The sequence below is a fragment of the Streptomyces sp. BR1 genome, assembly GCF_052373795.1.
Taxonomy (GTDB): domain Bacteria; phylum Actinomycetota; class Actinomycetes; order Streptomycetales; family Streptomycetaceae; genus Streptomyces.
The window spans coordinates 3482993-3501572 of sequence record NZ_CM126252.1 but is presented as its reverse complement, the minus strand read 5'-3'; the positions used below and the strand labels follow the sequence as shown (position 1 = coordinate 3501572).

Sequence of the window (18580 nt, the reverse complement as noted above, 5' to 3'; positions counted from 1 at the left end):
CTCATCGTGGAGCCCTTTCGGCTTTCGACGGCCTCTACGTAGAGGCCTGTCGAGCTCTACGTAGAGGCCGACAGAGGTACTACGCGCGCGTGGCCGGTGCCAGCCGCTATGCGCGCGTGGCCGGTGCCGGAAGCAGGTTGTCCACCGGGGACCAGTCGGCGAGGCTGCCGGGCACCTGGGTCGGGGTGAGCCCGGTCATGGCCTTGAACACATGGTTGTAGTGGGCCTGGTCGTGGAACCCGGCGAGGTGCGCGACCTCTGCCAGCGGCCGCCCGGCCTCCCGTAGCCGCATCGCCCGGCCGAAGCGCAGGATGCGGGCGATGACAGCCGGGGGGCGCCCGACCTGTTCCTGGAAGCGGCGCTCCAGATGCCGGATGCTCCAGTGCGTACGGGCGGACAGCTCGGCCACCCGTACCCGCCCGTGGGTACGGTTCAACTCCCGCCAGGCCCACTCGACTTCGGGAGCGACGGCCGGGCCGCGTTCGAGCAGCGGCAGCAGGACCCGGTCCAGCGTCCGGAACCGCTCGCCCCAGTCGGCCTCCTCCTCCAACTGCTCGGGGAGATACCGAAGTACGCGCGGCAGCAGATGGACCGGATCGAGATGGGGCAGATCCCATTCGCACATGGGCACGCCGAAGAGCCGGTACGCGCCCATGGGCGTCATCCGCACCACGACACCCCGGACCCCGCCCTCGTGGTGGCCGATCATCGCGTTCATGACCGGCAGGGCCGCCCGGGACAGCGCGCTGACGGAGTCGGCCGGATCCACCATGCTGTCCGTCCGCACGATGCCGCCGCCGAGGCCGAGGCTGATGGTGGCGAGGGTGTCCGGCAGGACCATCCGCCGCTGCGGGGAGTCCCGGTCGTAGGCGTACCCGGCGTACGAGCGGACGGTGTCCCGCAGGCCGGGAGCGGCGAGTACGCGGGTGAGCACCGGCCGGCCGTGCGCGGAGTCCTGTGGCATGGACACGCTCGTACCCCCTGTCCGAGACAGGGAGATGCTGCACCGGCGCGCGCACGGCGACAATGCGGCGGCGGGTCAAATCTGGGTCGTGCTGCGGCGGGAGCGCGACGCGGGAGCCGGACGCCGGCCGTCCGAATCAGGTCGCATTCGAACAATCCGGGCGGTGCGGCGCGGGACGACGCTGGTGCTTCCACCTTGGCCGGTGCGGTGCGAGCACCCGAAGCGAGCACCGCACCGGCCCCCTAGTTCCACGGACGGCGCCGCCGGAGCCAACTCCTGGGCGTACGGCCCCACGCAGAGCGGCGGCTACTGCGGCTGGTACTGGGACGGCCGGGCACGAGTCTGATCGTGGGCGTGTACTCCACCGCGACCGGCTACGGGAACTGGGGCCCGTTGAACTGGCCCCTCCCCGCCGCCGCCCCGCCCTCCGCTAGTCTGTAGTCGCTCCGCCGCCGGTCGGCCCGGAGCGAGGGTGGGTTGCCCGAGCGGCCTAAGGGAACGGTCTTGAAAACCGTCGTGGCAGCGATGTCACCGTGGGTTCAAATCCCACACCCACCGCAGCAGATCAGCGTGTGTGCTGGTCAGAAGGGGTGTCCCGTTTCCGGGGCGCCCCTTTCGCATGGCGCCTGTCTCACTTTGATCCGCCTCTGTTGCGCTTTGGATCATGGTGTGTGGACCCGGTGTGGACCGATTCGGGTGCCCATTGGGGTAATGGCGGAAGACGCGTCGTTGTCGAGCCGCTGATGAAGCGAAGGTCCCTAGCTCTGTCCACGCACCCAGTGCGGATGCAGCTCAGTGACCCGGTCAAACGCTCTGCGGACGCGGTCGGGATCCGAGTCGGGTTCGATCAGTGAAGCAAGCAGTTCCTTGCGTGCCAATGAGGCGACCCGCACCTTGCGTGCGTTCATGAGAGCGAAGTCCTTAAGGCTCATTCCTGCCTCGTAAGCCCCCTTGATGGCGACCTTCACGGACTCGAAGAGGTAGTCCTCACCGCCGCAGAGCTCCAGCTGACCGCGTCGATCGAGCTCGGCGGCGACCTGGGGAACGCCCACGGGCTTTCCTGCCTTGTGTAGGTCGGTGATCGCATCCCAGATCAGCCTGTTCGGGTTGACCTCAATCCCTGCCCGGAAGGTAGGGGGCACCCTGCCAGGAGTGGGTGTGCGTGCTGTCGCTGCGCTATCAGTACATGGCGACACATTGGCGCCCTCGGCGTGTGCTCTGTCCCACAGGCGTTTGAAGCGGTTGATCTCGACTTCAGCAACGAGGCGCGGACGGGCCTGGAGGGCCAACTGCTCGACAACCACATCGACCACGCCCCACGAAGGCAGGAAGGGCTTCGTGAAGGCGTGATGGATCTTGGTGTGACTCACTATCTTGCCCACGGCTAGATAGAGCTTGCGAGCCGAGGGATATCCCGCCTTGCGGTGCAGGTCATGGAGCTCGCGGTTGAAGGTTCGGAGAGGTCCTTCAGGTAGATCCGGCATCAGCCACTGTGCCACCCGCTACCCCCTAGCCGTCCTGCCTGGTGTCATCCATGGTGTCACCTAGCGTCATGGCCTGTCAGGGACTGTAAGGGATCGCAGAGCGATTGTCAGAAGGCGTCAACTCGGCCAGAGACCCACTGAGTCTGGATCTAAGTCACCTACATGGAAGGCGAAATGGACCAGATCAGCACACGCACTCTTCTGCTCATGCTTGTCGGGACCATCACGGTCTACTTGGTGCTGCACAACCCAGCTTTGGGCGCGGCACTTGGAGTGGCTGTTGTGGTCGTCGCCCTGCTCCACGATCTACTGGGAAAGTAGGTCTGGGGCCAATCGTGAACCGCGAAGGCGCCGCCGTGCCTGATGTGGGCAAGGCGGCGCCATGGTCGCTGTGGTGGCAGGGCTTGCCTACGTCTCGTCAGCAGCTTCAAGAGCTCGGCCGATCTGATCGTTCGACTGCTGCTGATTGCGATGAATGGCTTTGGCATAGAAGCGGAAGAGGACCGCGATGCTGTGGCCCGCTCGCCGGGCGACTTCCGCAGGGGAGACGCCGGACTCAAGCCAGAGGGAGACGCCAGCGTGCCGCAGGGAGTACGGCACGTCGGCCAAGGGGGACTCGGCTTCGGACTCGGTGAGCGCTGCGAGTCGGGCTGCCTTCCACACCTCCCCGTACTCCTTGGACAGCAGGTGGCCGCCCTGGACCGCGCGGAACAGTCGTCCGTCCTCGGCGGCCCCGAACTCTTTGATGTGCTCGCGAATCATGCCGACCAGGACGGGCGGGATCGGTACGGAGCGCGTTGCCTTCCGGGCCCGCTTCTTGAGGCCGCGCGTGTCGAAGGACTCGCCGGTGTCCGTCCAGGCTGAGCCGACGCGCGGCGTGCTGGTAGACAGCACCACTTCCCCCAGCCCTCTTCGGGAAGGGTGAAGTCCTCCTCACGGAGGCTGGTCGCCTCACCAGGGCGATTGGCCGCGTAGTAGAGGCAGCCGAAGAACGCTCTGAGATGCCGACCACGGGCACCTTGACTGGCCGTAGCGTCGATCAGCTTCCGTGCGAGCTTGGGGCCAGGGACGTACCGGAAGTCGATTTCGTCGTCAGTCTCCGGGGCCGTCCAGTCCACCTTGGAGAGGGGGAACGTCGCCAGGACCTCACGCTCTACGGCGTACCGCAGACAGTTGCTGAACACGGTCAGCTTGCGTTTCACCGTGTTGTCAGCGGCCGGTTTGCCGTCGAGCTTCAACGTGAGCGCGTCGAGCGCCGAACGGGTCACGGCAGGGGTGTTCAGGTTGGTGATGTCCATGGACTTCCGCCCGATCCAGGCGAGGGCCGCCGCGATGTCCTCAGGAGGAGTCGCCACGTCCAGGCGCCGACGCCATGCCCCTTCGTCGTCCAGGACGAAGCGGAAGGCCCAGGAATACAGCGCCGCCCGGAGCACCTTCGGGGCCGGGGCACCCCGGCTGTCCTTGACGAGCCGGGGCGTCACTGTCGAGAGGGCGTCAGCGATGCTCGCGCGGTGCTTGGCCGAGGCGCCAGGCCACTTCATCTCGGTGTATGCCAAGGTGTGCGCGAACCAACTGGGCGACTTGAGCGCCTGCGTCTCGGATGCGGGAAGACCGGTCTCCGTATCGAACTGCTCACGGTTGCGCAGCGCGGTGAGGAGTTCGGACCGGCGGCCGTCCGCCTGTGCCTTGATCTTGAAGCTCTTGGAGAATGGCCGGATGCCGACGCGCCAGCGGAGTTGGTAGGGCGTGGCCTTGTCGCGCTTGCGGATGCTCCAGATCTTCACGTCGTATGTCAGCATGCGGGCACCTCACAGGTTGCCCACCAGGCGTCCAGGTCCGAACGGCGCACGCGTATCTGCCCGTTGGGCATTTTGAGGCACTGGGGGGCCTTGCCACGGGCGCGCATCCGGTAGAACGCGGCCCTGGACATGCCGATCTCGTCGAGGGCTTCGGCCAGGGTGAGCTTGTGGTCACTCCTGGAGGATGTGGTAGTCACTGCCAGTCCTCCCCTTCGGTCTTGATCCGTTCGGCGTGGTCGAGGGCAAGCGCGATTTCGTGGCGTGTCTGGGCGGCGAGAAACTGTTCGCCGGGGCGGTAGCCGGTGCCCATGTAGGTCCAGTGGGAGACGACGAAGGTGGTTTCCTCATTGGGGGTGGGGTGTCCGGCGCGGGCGCGGTCGGCCTGAGCGATGCGCCAGGCGCGGCGGATGTCGCGGAGGGCACCGAGGGTGGTGGAGTAGGCCCGGGACTTGGTGGAGAAGTGCCCCCGGAAGCCGAGCATGTGGGCCCACTTCCAGAGCTTGAGGTGGGCGAACTCGGGCAAGTGGCCGAGGTTCCAGGCGGTGCGGATCATCTGCCGTACGTGGTGCTTGACGGCCAGGTTCTTGATGGGTTCGGCCTGTCCGGTCCCCTCGCAGTACTCGCACACGTCCCAGAAGCCGTCAGGAGCCTTGACGTGGCCGCGCCCGTTGCAGAGGCGGCACATCAGGGTGCGGTCTACGGTGCCGGTGCCTTCCGCGCTCTTGGTCGCGTACTTGGCGACGTAGGCGGCCACCTTGTGGTCAGTGAGTTCGCCGTCGCCCAGGGCCTTGATCTCGCGTACGTCGATCCGGTTACCCCAGCGGATGATGCGATCTCCGGTGGCGTCGGAGGCGAGGGTGAACCAGGCCCGGCGGGCCGCGTGGGGAACCGCAGATTTGAACGCGTCCACGGTGGCCCAGGGGGGCGGGGCGGTGGTGTGTCCGTCGGGGCCGTCGAAACGGACGACGGCGTGGAAGTGGACCAGGCCGCGCTTCTGGTACTCGGCGACCTTGGCGAAGGAGAGCCGTACGGCGGCGTTGAACGCCTTCTGCGTCATGCGGAAGTGGGCGGCGAGTTCACGGCGGAGGTAGGTGGTGAAGCGGCCCCAGAGGTCCCCTGCGTGGGCGTTCCACAGCACTGCGCCCGCGTAGTCGTAGGAGGCCGGGCGCAGAGGGGTGCCGAGTTCGGGCGCGTCCTCCTGGTGGCGGGTGCCGCAGGCGCAGCGGCGCGGGGTGCCGGTGGTGGTGCGGCGATTGTGGACCGGGCCAAAGGAGGCGGCGGTGAGGGTGACGAAGACGCGCGGGTGGGAGCGAATCGTTTCTTCGACGTTCTTTCCGCCGCACAGTCCTGCACGGATGAGGTGGAACGTGTCGGCCGCGTACAGGCGCGAGCAGGCCGGGCAGCGCGAGGAGCGGCGGTTGCCGCAGGCGGTGAGCAGGCGGCCGGTGGGTTCCTGGCTGGAGGAGTAGAACCGCACCCGTTCCTTGGTGTCGGCATGCTGGTGCTCAGTGAAGCCGGTGAGGTTGACCGGACTGGCGCAGCCCCCCAGATTGCGGATCTGCTCGGTAACGGCGTCGAAGGTGTCGGTACTGGCCAGCTCGATGAGGTCCCGCACGGCGAGGCTGGACACGTGCGGCAGGCGCAGGGCGCGGGGGCGGGCGGCGGGGGCCATGAGACGGGTACTCCTTTCGCTGGGGTGGACCCCGAGCAGCAGCCAGCCCGGCTTTCGGGCGTGTTGGGGCTGCTCGGGGCATGACGGACTAGGCCCAGGGACGGGCGCGGGGTGAGGCGCCGGAATGCCGGCGGGAGGGTCAGGCCGTCAGGGCCGCGTGTGCGGCGGTGGCCAGAGGGAGCGGGACACCGAGCCGGGCTTTGAGCTGAACGGCCGTGATGGGCTCGCCGTGCTCTTCCTGGTGGGACTCCGCGATGGAGCGGGCTGTGTCCAGCAGGGGCGCCGGGACCTTGGGCGCCGGAGCCACGACCCGAGCCGGGGCCGGGGGCAGTGGTGCCACCGGGCGGGGGGTCTCCACGGCCGGAGTCTCCGGGGTGGCGATCGTTTCCGAGGTTGGGACGGATGCCGTGTCGACAGGAAGAATCGTTTCTGCGACATCGGGTTCCGCGACGGGCGCCGGGGCCGGTTCCGGGGTGTCGGGCACTGCCGAGGCCGGGGTGGGGTGGGTGGTGGCGTGGAAGTGGCGCAGGAGGGCCGGGCCGACACTGCCCCAGCCGAGCAGGAGCAGAGGGGCGACCGTATCCACGGCGGCGCGTCCGTAGTGCCGGGCAACGAGGGGTTCGGCGATGTTCAGTGCGAGGGTGAGCAGCCCGGACAGGTGCATCAGACGGGTTGCCGCCTTGAGTTCCGTGGCCGGGACGCCGCGCAGGGACAGGTAGCGCAGGGCGACCAGGAGGCCGACCACGGACAGGTCCACCATCGGGGCGATGAGCGGCGCGACCGAGCCGGGGACGCCGAGGCGCAGGGCCAGGGCCCAGACGTTGCCGAAGGAGAAGACGAACGCCAGAACAGCGATGACGCCCATGACCACGGTCACCGTGCGCTGTGTGATCCGGTCCTCAGACATAAGGGGTTCACCTCCCTTCGAGGTGTCGAAGTCGATTGGCAGGGACGGGAGTTAGGCCGCTTCCGGAAAGTCGAGGTCGGTGGTGTCGTCCCAGTTGTCCCAGCCGCGCGAGGCAGCCAGCTGCTTGAGGAGGGCGGACGGGTCGCGGGTCAAGTGCGCGGTTTCGGCGCCGATGCGGGCGGCGTCGGCGTCGCAGACTTCCGGGGTGCGGATGCGGGTGAAGCCGACGCGGCCGGGGCTCGACATCGAGGCGACGCCGACATAGGCCGGGTCCTGAAGGTTGATGGGGTTGGCGTCCGGCCAGTTGCGGACGTCGTCGCCGAGTGCGGCCACCGCGGCTTCTGCCGTCTTCTGTGCGAAGGACAGGCCCACCGGGCACACGTCGCGGATGAACGTGGGGATCGCGTCGCCCGTGGACTTCTGCGTGGCCAGGAGGACGAAGATGCCGACGCTGCGGCCCATCTTCACGAGCGCTTCCACGAGCCGGGCGTTCTCCGCTGCCAGCGCGGCGAGCCTTTTCGTCTTCGCGTCCGAGCCCTTGTGGTCGCGGAAGTAGGTGTGGGCTTCATCGATGACCAGCACGACCAGCGGCCACGCTTCGGACGGGCCGACGTGCCACATGTTCTTGACGCCGAGGAGATCCTTAATTGCCGCTGAGCGATCACGGCGGAGCTGTACGAGCCGCTTGAACAGGGCATTGGCTTCGGCCAGGTCGTCACCGACGAACGCGAAGAACCGGCCTGCCAGGTCGGCGTAGTCGCCCTCATGGGCCTTGGAGACTTTGCCGTCGGCCATGGCGATCTGCACCAGCGGGGAGGGGGCGCGGTCGCAGATGAAGCACACGATGCAGGAGGTCTTGCCGTAGCCGGGAAGTCCGGCCACGGTCGCCCCCGGCACATCGCGCAGCGACACGCTCACGGGCATGGCGTACTCGTCCACGCCCAGGTCCCACACCGTGATGTCGCACGGAGGCTTGCCCGTGGGGACGTGCGTGGTGGGGGTGATCAGCGGGTCGACCCGCACGCCCCGGATGATGACCGAGCCCGGCTTGTCCGGCAGGACCGACACCCGGGTACAGCGCCAGGCGTCCGCGAGGAACGGGGCCGCTTTCTGGAACTGTTCCAAGCCCACCTTGGGCAGGCAGTTGGCATGCGCGATAACGCCGAACCGGTCCGGCTTCACCTTCAGACGCGGGGTCAGAACCCGGGGCTTGATCTCCTTATTGCCGTCCGTGTTCATCACCGAGGCAAGCGCGGTCGGCATCTTGTCCGTGACCGACAGCCCGGCCATCTGCGCGAGCCGCTTCCAGCCCCAACTGATCCGTACGGCCTGACGGATGCTGCGGCGCTCCATCTTGTCGGCCCGCACGTAGCGCACCGACCAGACCACCGCCCATACGGCGAAGGCCAGCAGGCCCACGATCACCGCGATACGGGCATAGCCCATCGCTTCGTTTACTGCGTTCACCAGCAGATTCCTTCGATTGTTCAGGCTTGGTGTCCCGCCCGGAACGGCGGGGAGAGGGGCCGGAGCCGGGCGGGGAAGCGGGGAACGCCGCCCCGCCCAGGGCCACCGGTCACGGGAACCTGCTAGGCGGCGTTGTCCGTGGCGGTCGCCGCCATCGCGGGCATGGCGACCAGTTCCAGGCCAGCGGCCCGGTAGGCGACACCTTCGGAGAGGTTGCCGTTGAAGATCCGCGCCCACGGCGTGGCGAACAGCTCGACCGGCCGCACGAACGTGCCGGGCTTGAGACCGTCCGGCAGACCGTTCTTCGCCACGGTGATCTTCATTGCCTCCGCGCGGTCGTCCTCCATCAGGAAGAGCGTCACGGTGTAGAGCGGCTGACCGCTCTCACGGTCGGTCGCGATGATCCCGTTCTCCACGTCGGTGTACTTCGGCACCGACAGCGTGCCGCACATGAAGTTGGTCGAGTCGAGCAGTCCCACACGAATACGCGTCATGGCCATGGCTGTTGAGCCCCTTCGATCAGGTTCGGCCGCTTGTTCGGCCGTGGAACAACCAAACCACAACAACCACTACAAGCGCAACACTCGCTACAAGCGCACGCATGGCGCGAGCCCGGACGTTGGGCGTTCGTGTATCGCTCGTAGCGCTGCGCGCCGTATCCTGCGGGCATGACACTGCCCCTCCAGGACGACGACCGGCCCCCCTACGTGCAGGTGGCCGATGCCTTGCGCCGGGAGATCAACGGCGGGGTTCTGCGCCCCGGAGACAAGCTCCCCACGGCGCGCGAGCTGCAAGAGCGCTTCGGCGTCGCCAGCTCCACCGTCCAGAACGCGCTACGGCTGCTCAAGAAGCAGAACCTCATCTACTCGGTGCAGAGCCGGGGCAGCTTCGTGCGCACCGACCCCGGGACCGAGCGGGAGCAAGTATCGGCGGAGGGGACCGACGAGCCGTTCGATCCCACTCCCGGCAAACTCCACAGCGACGAATTCAACGTTCTTTCCGTCGGAATCGTGGGACTCACCCACACGCTTTCTGAGCTGCAAAAGAAAATCGTCGCGATGGAAGACGAGATCACTCGGCTCCGCAACGAGCTTCAGGAACGCGGATAGCGGCAAGCGCCGATCCCATCTTCGCCACAGACTCAGCAAGCTGCGCGACGGCGACGCAGAAGTCCGCCAACTGCTCTTCCAGGTAAGCCGATTCCGTCTCGGTCAGCATGTCCCCGCCCTTGCTGTAACTCGTACCGTTCATCACTGCCGCACCCACTCAACCCCGCACATGACCCCTGCGGGGCTTGCCCGGGGCTTGCCCATCTCCCAACAGGCCTTGCCCATTTCAGCGGGCAAGCCGGACAGCAGCCGGGCAAGCCGCCCCGCACCGCCTGAGCAGCGCCGCACCGTGGACCCTGCCGCACCTTCGGAGACAAGTCGAACCAGGAATGGGCGAACTCCCGCCCCACGGGAAGGTCGTTCCCGGTTTCCCGTCCTGCGGTGAAATGAGCCGCTCACTCGTCCCGTCCCGCGCACAGCACACCCCCGCTCAAGCCCCCAGCCCAGTCGCCTGACCCGGCACGCTCAAGGGCCCGGCGAACCGCCGACATAAGGAATCGGCACTTCGCCGCTACAAACCGGTCCTCGCGCACCATCCGGCCCACCTCCACTCGTTCACCCACGGGACTCCCCCAAGGGTCCGGAGAATCCCCGGTTTTGCTAACCGGGACTTCCGTGGTACACACCCGGCTCCCATCCCGCCGGATGCCTATAGAGGTCGAAATCCCGGACCCCGTGTGACATCCCGCAGGCAGAAATCTCAGTTCGGGTCTTGCACCGCATGCCCCGTCCCCCTTCCGGCCGGGCCTTCCCCCGCCACTCACCTGCTACTGGTGTGCGAAGACCCCACGGGTGTGACACTTCGCCCCTCGAAGTGGCTTGAGTCACAGCGCATTGCAGGCGCCACCTCCTTTCCGCCCCTAGTTAACCGATGCACGTTTTCCCACTTTTGCAGCTTTTGGATTCGCCGCAAACGCATTGAAGGCGCACTAAAAGGGACCCCTCCCTGTGGATAACGCTTCCGCGTTTCGCCTGGTCAGTGACGTATAGGCATCCTGGGGCGGATGTCCTGTGGACAGATTTCTGCAATCCCGAGCACAGAGCATGACGAACGCTGGCGAAACGGGGCCAACAGGCAAGGTTGTGCAGTGCAGGAGCCGAAAGTTGTTGGTTGCGCCGCGCGCAGAGACGAGACCGGACTCACCACCGGAGCAGGCAAGCGGCAAGGCCGAAGCAGCGCGGCGAGCAGGGCTGTTCAGAGTTTCTTTACTGGATCAAGGGCGGCCCGCTGACGCGGCCCGCGCGGCGCGGCGGCCGTGCCGCCGCTCTGCTCCATGTCTCCGCCACCGCCGCGCGACGGCCCCACCGCTCGCGCCGCAATTGCCGAAGTAGCGGGCCATCCAGCCCCGCAACGAACCCCACCAGCAGGCGACCATGCGCACGGCCAGGAGCACGACGCCACCAAGCCGCGCCTGCCGGCCGAATCCGCGATCGACCTGAGTCGTCGGCCGTGGCCCAGTGGCTGGGGCGGGGGGCCGGAGCGCCTTTACCCACCTGTTCGGGCCGGGGCCCGCGTCGGGCAAGGCCAGGGGGCCACTCGTTCAAATTCCGGGCAGGGGCAAAGCCTGCCCGAGTTGCCGGGCCAGCGTACGGCCCCCTGACCATGCCCGACCCCAACCCGAACAGGACACCGGCCAAAGGCACTCCGGCCCCCCGCGTGACCACCTGCACCACCCACACCGCCCCTGACAGAACCAGCACGTCCGCCCTCTCGTTCCTCAACTACGCCGCATATAGGCGACGTTGGGGGCGGTCGAGCGTGAGCACGACGACGACCCCGGTACCATCGGGCACCAGGGTCCTGAACAGGGACTCTCCGACCGGACCACCCTGTGTGCTGCCAGGCCAAGGGGTGGTCCGGTCTTCAGTTGTCGGGGGCCGGGATCACCGACCGGGCGGGTTCAGCCTGTTGAGGGCACCGGCTGGTCCGGCGAGTCGAGCCACGGCGTGTGCTGTCCGTGAGGAGCCACGGTCAGGCCGAAGCGATCCGGACCGGGGCTGCCGACCTGCCGCCACCACGCATACGCCGCCTCCACCTCGGCCCACAGCCGCCGGGGCCCGTACTCCCACACGGTGAAGCGCTCATCGGTCCGGCCGTCCCAGTCGACCGCTGCCCACGACGTCGCGTCGGTGGCGGCGAGCCAGAGGCGGGAGGCCACGCCGTCCACGCCGGGATTGTCGTGCCAGGTGTGCCACACGGTGCGGGTCTGGAGCCCAACGGCGAACTGGGCGGCCCAGTCGTCCCCCGTCACCGCCCAGGGCGACAGGAGCGTGACGGACTGGGCGGGTACATGCTCGTCCCGCACCACGTCGCGGTAGATCCGCAGGTCGGTGCGCTGGTTGCGCATGAGCATGAACGACGCGTGGGGTGAGAACCAGCCGGACGCCACCCCCGTGCCGTCGACCGTCAGGCGCAGCAGCCCGTAGCAGAGCCACGGCGTTTCCCAGGGAGTGAGGATCACCCCGGCCGGGGCCGTCTGCTCCAGCCAGGCGCGGGGCACCTGCCGTACCGAGCAGGTGGCGATGATCCGGTCGTACGGCACCCCAGCGGGGAAGCCAGCGGCACCATCCCCACTGATCACCCTCGGCTCCAGCCCCGCGTGCTTCAGGGCAAGCGCGGCATGGATCGCCAAGGACGGGTCCACCTCGATCGTGGTCACGTTCTCCGCGCCCAGCCGGTGAGCGAGCAGCCCCGCGTTCCAGCCGGTCCCCGTGCCGATCTCCAGCACTCGGTGTCCGGCGTGGACGCGGAGCAGGTCCAGCATGCGGAAGACGATCGACGGGGCCGAGGCGGATGAGGACGGCCAACGCTCGCCGTCGCCTGGGTCTTTGCCGTCGTTGATCTGCGTCACCAGGGGGGCATCCGCGTACACCGTGGACAGCCACGTCTGCGGGGCTGTGCCACGGGCGTAGGTCGTCAGGTCGTCGCCCAGCCAGACCGTCTCGGGCAGGAACGCATGCCGGGGCACGGCCCAAAACGCGCGCTCCCACTCCGGCGCGAGCGGCGAGCCCAGTTCGTCGTTGAGCGTGCCGAGCAGACCGCGCATGGCGATCTGCTCAGCCGCTCCGGTGCGGTGGTTCGTCATCACGGTTCGCGCTCTACTTCCCGTGCTTCGGCGGCTGCTTGGGCTGCGGGGTGTCGGGCGACGGCTTGGAAGTCCCCGGGTCCTTGCCGCCCGCGTGCTTCCCGTCGCCACCGCCGCCGCCCTTGCCGGTTCCCCATCCCATGACTGCTCCCTTGTGTTGTGGCTGTCAACGAAGGTGGTGCAACCCGCCCCCCGGGTTCCCCGCCACGACCCACTTGCGGTCGGGAGACCGGGGGCGGGAGATCATCGAGAAGTGGCCGCCACGGCCAGGACCAGGCCGACACCGGCCGCGATCACCAGGACGAACAGCGGCCCGGCAAACCGGCCCACCAAGCGCCATAAGCGCCTCACGCCCGGCCCTCCCTCACCAGCACGGGCTTCAAAGACCAGACCCCCACCGTGCGCCGCCGGACACAGCGGGCACACTCGCACGCCGGGTAGCGCGTCGGCTCGGCCACGATGTACACCGGGTCGCCCTCACGGACAGCGGACGCCTGCCCCCACGTCCGCCCCGAGTCATGCGACACACGAATCGTCATCAACGGGCGCCGCTCCGCGCCTAGGTCGCCGGTTCTCATACTGCGTCCCCTCGACATGCGCTTGGCTTCGCTCGATTGCTGGCGATATCAAGGGAACCGCTACGAGGGTCGGCGCTCCACGGCATCCATGCGGCAGTCTTGATGCACATCCGATGCTCAGGGTGACTGCCCGCCTACGGCGTGCGTCACGGAGGAAGGGGCCGTGCGTGGGTCTTGCAGAGCGGCGAAAGGTCCTGGGCTACAGTCAGGAAACGTTCGCCCATGCACTCGGTGTTGACCGCACAACGGTCGGCCGATGGGAGAGCGGTAAGACCGAACCTCAGCCACCGTTACGCCCAAAGATCGCTGAGGTGCTGCAAGTCGACTTTGCCGAACTAGATGCCCTGGTGGCGCAATCGCGAAGCTCAGGCCAGGAGTCTGATCCGCCGCCGCTCAGCGGCGGCTACGCCCCGAGGGACACCGAGGACATGATCCGGCGCGAATTCCTGCGTGCGATAGCCATAGTCGGAGCTCTCAGTGCTGCCCGGCCCACCGACCAGGCCGCAGCGCTCGACGACGAGGCTCGCCGAGGGAGCTCATCGGGCTTTCTACGCATGAACGACCACCTATGGCAGGTGTTCCAACTAGCACGTTCCAAGGGAGTGGTGCTCCCGGTCGTTCAGGAACAGCTGTCCGCCCTGAACCACAGGCTCCACGAGCGTCCAGACGCCGAAGTACCGATGCTGTGCAGCGCAGCAGGTGACCTCTTTCAGCTCGCGGGGGAGCTCGCCTTCGACCGCAACCGCTACACGGACGCCGCCGCTTCCTACGCCGTCGCGGCTTCAGCCAGCAAAGAGGCAGGGGCGTTTGACCTGTGGGCCTGCGCACTCGTCCGGCACGCGTACGTTGACCTGTACGACCACCGCTTCAAAGAAGCCTCCGATCTTCTCTCTGCCGCCGAGGAGATCGCCAGGCGAGGAGACAGCTCGCTGTCCACCCGGCATTGGGTCGCGTCCGTGCAGGCAGAAGCGTATGCGGGCCTAGGCAATCTGACAGCGTGTGAGCGTGCGCTGGACGCGGCGGAGGAAGTCACGGACCTAGCCGGGCCCAGCCACAACAACGGGTGGCTTCGATTCGACGGCTCACGTCTGGCCGAGGAGCGCGGGGCGCGCTACGTACGGCTTGGTCGTCTCGATCTGGCCGAGCAGACCCTCAACGCAGCCTTGAGACAAGGCGCATTGGCCCACGGTCAGTCATACCGTCGACGAGGAGTTGTCCTAGCCGACCTAGCCGCCATCGGTGCGAAGCGTCGCGATCCCGACCAAGTACTTGCCTTCGGTCGGGAGGCGCTGGACTTGGCACGGGAGTCTTCCTCCGGGTACGTCGCCCGTAGACTCCAAGCGCTACGAACTGAGCTCGGTCCCTTGGCTCGTGACAGCCGCGTAGCTGAGCTGGGGGCAGAGATCCGCGCACTGAGCAGGACGTGATGAGAGGGGTAGGCATGTCGCAGATTGAGGGCGCACGGGTGTTCCGGGAAGCGTGGATCGCCGGTGTGAAGGAGCATTTCCCTGGCGAGCCGAAGCCCAGCTACATCACCCCGTGGGAGGACACGCCCGAGTGGGAACGCCAGGCCGCCGGAGCCACGTACGAGCAGGCGCGCCAGTTCCTCAACTTGAGCGGTGGCCATGCTTCACGGCTCACACGAGAGCAGAAGGGCCGGTTCATCGCGACGTGCTGGATCGCGCAGATGTTCAAGCACTTCGAGGACCCCAAGCCCGGATACGTGGCCGACTGGTCTGAGCTGCCGGAGTGGCAGAAGGAGACGGACGCCGACATCTTCGAGGCGATCGAGAAGTCGCTGAACTGAGCTGGGACTCAGTGGACCAGGTGTGGACCACTGCCCCCTAAGCAGACACCTGCACGGGCCAAACGGCCAGGTCAGAGCCGGGATGGCGACGATAGCGCGCACCCTCTTGAAAACCGTCGTGGCAGCGATGTCACCGTGGGTTCAAATCCCACACCCACCGCGTGCGTGGCCTGCGAGGCCAGCTGAGAAGGGGTGCCCCCGATTCGGGGGCACCCCTTCTCTGTCGCCGTCCGGCAGCGGCCAGGCGGCGACTCTCTTCACGTAATCACGCGGTCTCGCGCAACCCCCGCACCATCAGACGCGGTTCATCCGGCGCCGACGCAGCAGCGTGAAGCCCGCGGCGCCGAGGGCGGTGGCGGCCGTGCCGCCCGCGTACAGGGCCGTCCTGTCGCTCGTGCCCTGCTCCTTGATCTCCGCGCCCGCCGCCACCGCGCCCTTGGGGACGATCGTGGTCTGGCCCGCGCTGTCGGCGGAGGGGGCCGAGGTGGGCGTCTTGTCCGTCGAGGACGTGGTCGACGTGGTGGACGTGGTCGGCTTCGCGGTGGTGGCGCAGCCCTTGGGCATCGTCGGGAACGAGCTCCACATGTACGGGGTGTCGCCGCCCTGCGTGCGCTGGCCGAGCTTCGGCGTCGCGGTGTCGCCGCCCGTGATCTTGAGGCCCATGCCGAGGCCGGCGTTCGGGTGGGTGCGGTCGGCGGAGGCCATCACCTTGAGGTTGGCGTCCCGTTGCTCGGCCTTCCAACCGGACGGGCCGTTGGTCAGCTTCACCGAGAAGCCCCAGCCGAAGGCGCTGCGGGCGACCTCGGTGACGGTGCAGCCGGAGCGGGTGTGGATGAACTCCGAGCGCAGCTTGCCGGTGGTGGCGCTGAGGGCCACGTGCATCCCGTGTACGTAACCGTCGACGCCCTCCTCGCCCTCGTTCTCGGTTCCGAGGATCAGGACCACGTGCCCATTGGTCACGAACTCGGCGCGGTAGTGCCCGGGCGAGAACTTGGCCACGGTGACGGTCTCGCCGTTGACCAGCTTGTACGCGGTCTCGCCGCCCAGGTCCTTGCCGCAGTCGCCCGGCATCTTGGGGAACGGGGTGTTCTTGGTCGCATGCCCGCCGCCCTTGAGCCACTGGTTGAACGTCGGCACCGCGAGGCTCGTGCCGGTGATCGCGATCCCGGCCTCCATGTCCTTCACGTGGGTCTTGTCGACCGTCGCGACGACCTTGCCCTTGCCGTCCTTCAGAGCCGCCTTCGGGCCCTGCTTGAGGCTGTTGGTCAGCGTGACGGTCATCCCCGCGTGGACGGACGGGATGGTCGTCACAGCCGTGCACTTGTCGGTGCCGGTGGCGGCGGAGGCGCCCGCCGGGGTGGCGGCGAGGGCGGCCGACGGGGTGAGGAACGTACCGGCGAGGGCGGCGGTGGCGATCGCGGCACGGACGGCGACGCGGCGGCGGGCGGTGTAGGTCGACATGAACGACTCCGTGAAGCTGGGGCGGCCATCTGGGCCGGCGATGAGTGAGGAGGTGGAGAGTCGCAATGCCGCCTCCTCTATCGGGTGGGGCCGCTGAGGCTGGGCGGTGGCTGCAGAAAGAAATCTATGCAGTGGCTGTACGCGAACCGTCTGCTCCATGTCACGGACGTGTGACAGACGATCAAGGTGAGTCAAGGCGCTGACCAGCGGCGATGGTTGCCGGGCGCGCCTGGTGACACCCCGCGTCCTCCCGTACGCAATCGTCAGCCGTATCGGTACGTGGTCGCCGCCTGTGCCGGTACATCGGCTGTGTTTTGTGTCAGTACGTCGACCGTGTCAGTACGCCGACCATGTCAGTACATCCACCGTGTCAGTACGCCGTCGTCAGCCGCGCCGCCGAGGCGATCGTTGCACGTGCCTCGCGTTCCGTGAGCCCGGTGAGGACGGCGGCCGCGGTGAGCCGGTCGGCCAGGACGTCGCCGATCCCGTGCTCGTACGCACGGCACGCGGCCCAGAACAGACGGGTGTTGCGCTGCCCTTCGTGGGCGGCGAGTACGAACTGGACGAGCCCGTTCCCCCGATCCGTGCCGTATGCGTGGGGATGGTGGGCGCGCGCCGGGGGCGTGAGCAGATCGAGGAGTGCGCGGGGGCACGGGGCCGGGGCCAGATGGGCGGTGCCGGGGGCGAGCCGGTAGACGCCATGGCTGGTCAGCGAGCCGGGACCGACCAGATAGCCGCCCGCGCCCCGCACGTCGATCCCGGGGGCGAGTCGGCTCGCCGAGTTGGGTACGACCCGGTCGGGCGGCCCCGTCAGCCAGATGTGGCGGCCCCCGCTGGGCGTGATCACGACGACGGTCTCCGGAATCGTGAACAGGTGCCGCAACGCCAGGTGTTGCAGGGCCGCCACGGACTCCGGCGGCGGGTCGGCGGCGAGCGGCGTGCCGGACGAGGACGACGGTGGTACGGGCGATGACGGCGCCGCGTCCGGCTCCCCCGAAGCCCCCGCCTTCATCGTGTCCAGATCGATCCCGATCAGATGATGCGGCGGCCGACCGCAGGCGATGCCGTACCCGGTGGCCCACGGCGCGGCCGCGAACAACGCGCGTACGGCCCTGGGGTCCGTGGTCGCGTCGTGCACCCCGTGCCCGGGCAGCCCGCACTCGCCCCGGCACAGGGCCGGCTGCGGCTCGTCCCGGTGCGGCGAGCGCAGCGCGGGCAGCTTCGAGCGGGACAGCGGAATGACGGGGAGCCCCCGCTCGGCGACGGAGAGAGCGTGCGCGAGGGCCAGCGTGGAGGCATGCCGGTCGATGGTGGCCATGCATCCATGTTCGTACGAGTGTTCGAAAAAGGGAAGTCGTGACGCGGAGGTGCGAGCGGAGCGGTGGTCGCAGGCGGGCGGCCCGATGGCCGGGGGTGTACGGGGAGGAGGCGGAAAAGATTGGCCGAAAACACGCTGAAACGTTTCTCCCCTTATGGGACTCAGGGTGCGCCCGCACGCTCCTGGGTGGGCAGGAGCCACCTGGGGTTTTGGAGACGCCCAGGGGGTTTATCGACATGTCATCACGCTTGCGAGCGAAACGTGCCGCATTGACTGGTTCGCCGGGGATTCGGTGGGCAACTCTGATCTCGCGACGTCGTCACAGCGTCCGGGGTGGTCGGCCAACTGCCTTGGAACAAGCCGTACTTCTGGTTCCTGGAGGAATAGACATGGCAAGCATCCGTACCGCCCGCGTCATCGCCGCCGTCGCCGCCCTGCCCATCGCGGTGGCGCTCTTCTCAGGGGTGGCAGCAGCGGACAACGGTTCCTTCGCGGACCATGGATCGAACGCTGCGGTGGCGACCGTCGGCGGAAGTGGCGTCGGGCACGACAACAACGGGAACTCGTCGACCAGCCAGCAGCAGGCGGTCGGCTCCGGTGCTTCGAACCAGGCGAACACCGCCCAGGTCAACGGCTCCGGCTTCACGGCGATCCGCCAGGACAATGTTTCGGTGACCTTCACGCACCTCTGGTGAGCCGGGGCCCGTCGGGGCCGGGGTCAGTGGGGTGAAATCCGCCCGGGTGGCAGCGCTACGGCGCCGCTGCCCGGGCGGTTTCGTGTGCGTGAGGGGTTTCGTGTGCGCGGGCGCCGCGTACGCGCGCGTGGCGGGAGGGCGGCTCGGGCGTACGACCCGGCGGGCGGCACGCGCGCGTAGAGGCCGGTTCGGTTGCCGAGGGCATTGACACGGACCGTAAATCTGACGGACAG

17 protein-coding genes and 1 tRNA gene are annotated in these 18580 nt (G+C 68.0%); 5 read left to right on the top strand and 13 right to left on the bottom strand.

Going from position 1 to position 18580, the window contains the following annotated elements; all coding sequences use genetic code 11:
* Window positions 1-106: 106 nt before the first annotated feature.
* On the bottom strand, window positions 107-964 hold the full coding sequence (locus tag ACT1U9_RS15155) for a helix-turn-helix domain-containing protein (RefSeq protein ID WP_444538810.1): 858 nt from the start codon (window positions 962-964) through the stop codon (window positions 107-109).
* Window positions 965-1435: 471 nt separating this feature from the next.
* On the opposite strand from ACT1U9_RS15155, the gene ACT1U9_RS15150 reads away from it, so the two are divergent.
* Window positions 1436-1522 (top strand) — tRNA-Ser (locus ACT1U9_RS15150).
* Window positions 1523-1722: 200 nt separating this feature from the next.
* Here ACT1U9_RS15150 and ACT1U9_RS15145 read toward each other — a convergent pair.
* From ACT1U9_RS15145 to ACT1U9_RS15110, 8 genes are all read right to left on the bottom strand, one after another.
* Window positions 1723-2463, bottom strand: a complete 741-nt coding sequence (locus ACT1U9_RS15145) for a DnaB-like helicase N-terminal domain-containing protein (RefSeq protein ID WP_444538809.1) — start codon at window positions 2461-2463, stop codon at window positions 1723-1725.
* Between the two features lie 393 nt (window positions 2464-2856).
* Entirely contained in the window at window positions 2857-3210 is a 354-nt protein-coding gene (locus tag ACT1U9_RS15140; RefSeq protein WP_444538808.1) for a hypothetical protein, read from the bottom strand.
* Window positions 3207-4247: a site-specific integrase gene (locus ACT1U9_RS15135; protein WP_444538807.1), complete on the bottom strand. Its 1041-nt coding sequence runs from the start codon at window positions 4245-4247 to the stop codon at window positions 3207-3209. The genes ACT1U9_RS15140 and ACT1U9_RS15135 overlap by 4 nt, the downstream gene beginning before the upstream one ends.
* Window positions 4241-4444 (bottom strand): helix-turn-helix transcriptional regulator, encoded by a 204-nt coding sequence (locus tag ACT1U9_RS15130; RefSeq protein WP_444538806.1) that lies wholly within the window; start codon window positions 4442-4444, stop codon window positions 4241-4243. Before ACT1U9_RS15130 ends, ACT1U9_RS15135 begins: the two co-directional genes overlap by 7 nt.
* Window positions 4441-5919 (bottom strand): replication initiator, encoded by a 1479-nt coding sequence (locus ACT1U9_RS15125; protein ID WP_444538805.1) that lies wholly within the window; start codon window positions 5917-5919, stop codon window positions 4441-4443. The genes ACT1U9_RS15130 and ACT1U9_RS15125 overlap by 4 nt, the downstream gene beginning before the upstream one ends.
* A gap of 139 nt (window positions 5920-6058) precedes the next feature.
* Complete coding sequence (locus ACT1U9_RS15120) at window positions 6059-6826, bottom strand: DUF2637 domain-containing protein (protein ID WP_444538804.1); 768 nt, start codon at window positions 6824-6826, stop codon at window positions 6059-6061.
* 51 nt (window positions 6827-6877) lie between these two features.
* Window positions 6878-8272 (bottom strand): FtsK/SpoIIIE domain-containing protein, encoded by a 1395-nt coding sequence (locus tag ACT1U9_RS15115; RefSeq protein ID WP_444539113.1) that lies wholly within the window; start codon window positions 8270-8272, stop codon window positions 6878-6880.
* Window positions 8273-8415: 143 nt separating this feature from the next.
* The gene (locus ACT1U9_RS15110; RefSeq protein WP_444538803.1) at window positions 8416-8787 is read right to left on the bottom strand and encodes a hypothetical protein; all 372 of its coding nucleotides are present in this window, start codon (window positions 8785-8787) and stop codon (window positions 8416-8418) included.
* A gap of 174 nt (window positions 8788-8961) precedes the next feature.
* On the opposite strand from ACT1U9_RS15110, the gene ACT1U9_RS15105 reads away from it, so the two are divergent.
* Window positions 8962-9402 (top strand): GntR family transcriptional regulator, encoded by a 441-nt coding sequence (locus ACT1U9_RS15105; protein ID WP_444538802.1) that lies wholly within the window; start codon window positions 8962-8964, stop codon window positions 9400-9402.
* 1901 nt (window positions 9403-11303) lie between these two features.
* Here ACT1U9_RS15105 and ACT1U9_RS15100 read toward each other — a convergent pair.
* Window positions 11304-12488, bottom strand: a complete 1185-nt coding sequence (locus ACT1U9_RS15100; RefSeq protein ID WP_444538801.1) for a methyltransferase domain-containing protein — start codon at window positions 12486-12488, stop codon at window positions 11304-11306.
* A gap of 13 nt (window positions 12489-12501) precedes the next feature.
* Window positions 12502-12630, bottom strand: coding sequence for a hypothetical protein (locus tag ACT1U9_RS15095; protein WP_444538800.1), 129 nt, complete (start codon window positions 12628-12630; stop codon window positions 12502-12504).
* Window positions 12631-13233: 603 nt separating this feature from the next.
* Here ACT1U9_RS15095 and ACT1U9_RS15090 point away from each other — a divergent pair.
* Both ACT1U9_RS15090 and ACT1U9_RS15085 read left to right on the top strand, forming a co-directional pair.
* A complete protein-coding gene (locus ACT1U9_RS15090) occupies window positions 13234-14493 on the top strand; it encodes a helix-turn-helix transcriptional regulator (RefSeq protein ID WP_444538799.1) in 1260 nt (419 codons plus the stop codon).
* Window positions 14494-14507: 14 nt separating this feature from the next.
* Complete coding sequence (locus ACT1U9_RS15085; protein ID WP_444538798.1) at window positions 14508-14873, top strand: hypothetical protein; 366 nt, start codon at window positions 14508-14510, stop codon at window positions 14871-14873.
* 294 nt (window positions 14874-15167) lie between these two features.
* Here ACT1U9_RS15085 and ACT1U9_RS15080 read toward each other — a convergent pair whose 3' ends face one another.
* Together ACT1U9_RS15080 and ACT1U9_RS15075 are read right to left on the bottom strand one after the other, a co-directional pair.
* Window positions 15168-16334, bottom strand: coding sequence for a hypothetical protein (locus ACT1U9_RS15080; protein ID WP_444538797.1), 1167 nt, complete (start codon window positions 16332-16334; stop codon window positions 15168-15170).
* A gap of 370 nt (window positions 16335-16704) precedes the next feature.
* Entirely contained in the window at window positions 16705-17652 is a 948-nt protein-coding gene (locus tag ACT1U9_RS15075) for a bifunctional DNA primase/polymerase (protein ID WP_444538796.1), read from the bottom strand.
* Between the two features lie 389 nt (window positions 17653-18041).
* On the opposite strand from ACT1U9_RS15075, the gene ACT1U9_RS15070 reads away from it, so the two are divergent.
* A complete protein-coding gene (locus ACT1U9_RS15070) occupies window positions 18042-18347 on the top strand; it encodes a hypothetical protein (RefSeq protein ID WP_444538795.1) in 306 nt (101 codons plus the stop codon).
* Window positions 18348-18580: the final 233 nt, after the last annotated feature.

Excerpts from the sequence above, each read along its gene's own strand:
- ACT1U9_RS15120 (WP_444538804.1), bottom strand. The coding sequence starts at position 6,826 with ATGTCTGAGGACCGGATCACACAGCGCACGGTGACCGTGGTCATGGGC.
- ACT1U9_RS15070 (WP_444538795.1), top strand. The coding sequence starts at position 18,042 with ATGGCAAGCATCCGTACCGCCCGCGTCATCGCCGCCGTCGCCGCCCTG.
- ACT1U9_RS15110 (WP_444538803.1), bottom strand. The coding sequence starts at position 8,787 with ATGACGCGTATTCGTGTGGGACTGCTCGACTCGACCAACTTCATGTGC.
- ACT1U9_RS15100 (WP_444538801.1), bottom strand. The coding sequence starts at position 12,488 with ATGACGAACCACCGCACCGGAGCGGCTGAGCAGATCGCCATGCGCGGT.
- ACT1U9_RS15080 (WP_444538797.1), bottom strand. The coding sequence starts at position 16,334 with ATGTCGACCTACACCGCCCGCCGCCGCGTCGCCGTCCGTGCCGCGATC.
- ACT1U9_RS15140 (WP_444538808.1), bottom strand. The coding sequence starts at position 3,210 with ATGATTCGCGAGCACATCAAAGAGTTCGGGGCCGCCGAGGACGGACGA.
- ACT1U9_RS15135 (WP_444538807.1), bottom strand. The coding sequence starts at position 4,247 with ATGCTGACATACGACGTGAAGATCTGGAGCATCCGCAAGCGCGACAAG.
- ACT1U9_RS15125 (WP_444538805.1), bottom strand. The coding sequence starts at position 5,919 with ATGGCCCCCGCCGCCCGCCCCCGCGCCCTGCGCCTGCCGCACGTGTCC.
- ACT1U9_RS15155 (WP_444538810.1), bottom strand. The coding sequence starts at position 964 with ATGCCACAGGACTCCGCGCACGGCCGGCCGGTGCTCACCCGCGTACTC.
- ACT1U9_RS15115 (WP_444539113.1), bottom strand. The coding sequence starts at position 8,272 with ATGGGCTATGCCCGTATCGCGGTGATCGTGGGCCTGCTGGCCTTCGCC.
- ACT1U9_RS15085 (WP_444538798.1), top strand. The coding sequence starts at position 14,508 with ATGTCGCAGATTGAGGGCGCACGGGTGTTCCGGGAAGCGTGGATCGCC.
- ACT1U9_RS15095 (WP_444538800.1), bottom strand. The coding sequence starts at position 12,630 with ATGGGATGGGGAACCGGCAAGGGCGGCGGCGGTGGCGACGGGAAGCAC.
- ACT1U9_RS15105 (WP_444538802.1), top strand. The coding sequence starts at position 8,962 with ATGACACTGCCCCTCCAGGACGACGACCGGCCCCCCTACGTGCAGGTG.
- ACT1U9_RS15075 (WP_444538796.1), bottom strand. The coding sequence starts at position 17,652 with ATGGCCACCATCGACCGGCATGCCTCCACGCTGGCCCTCGCGCACGCT.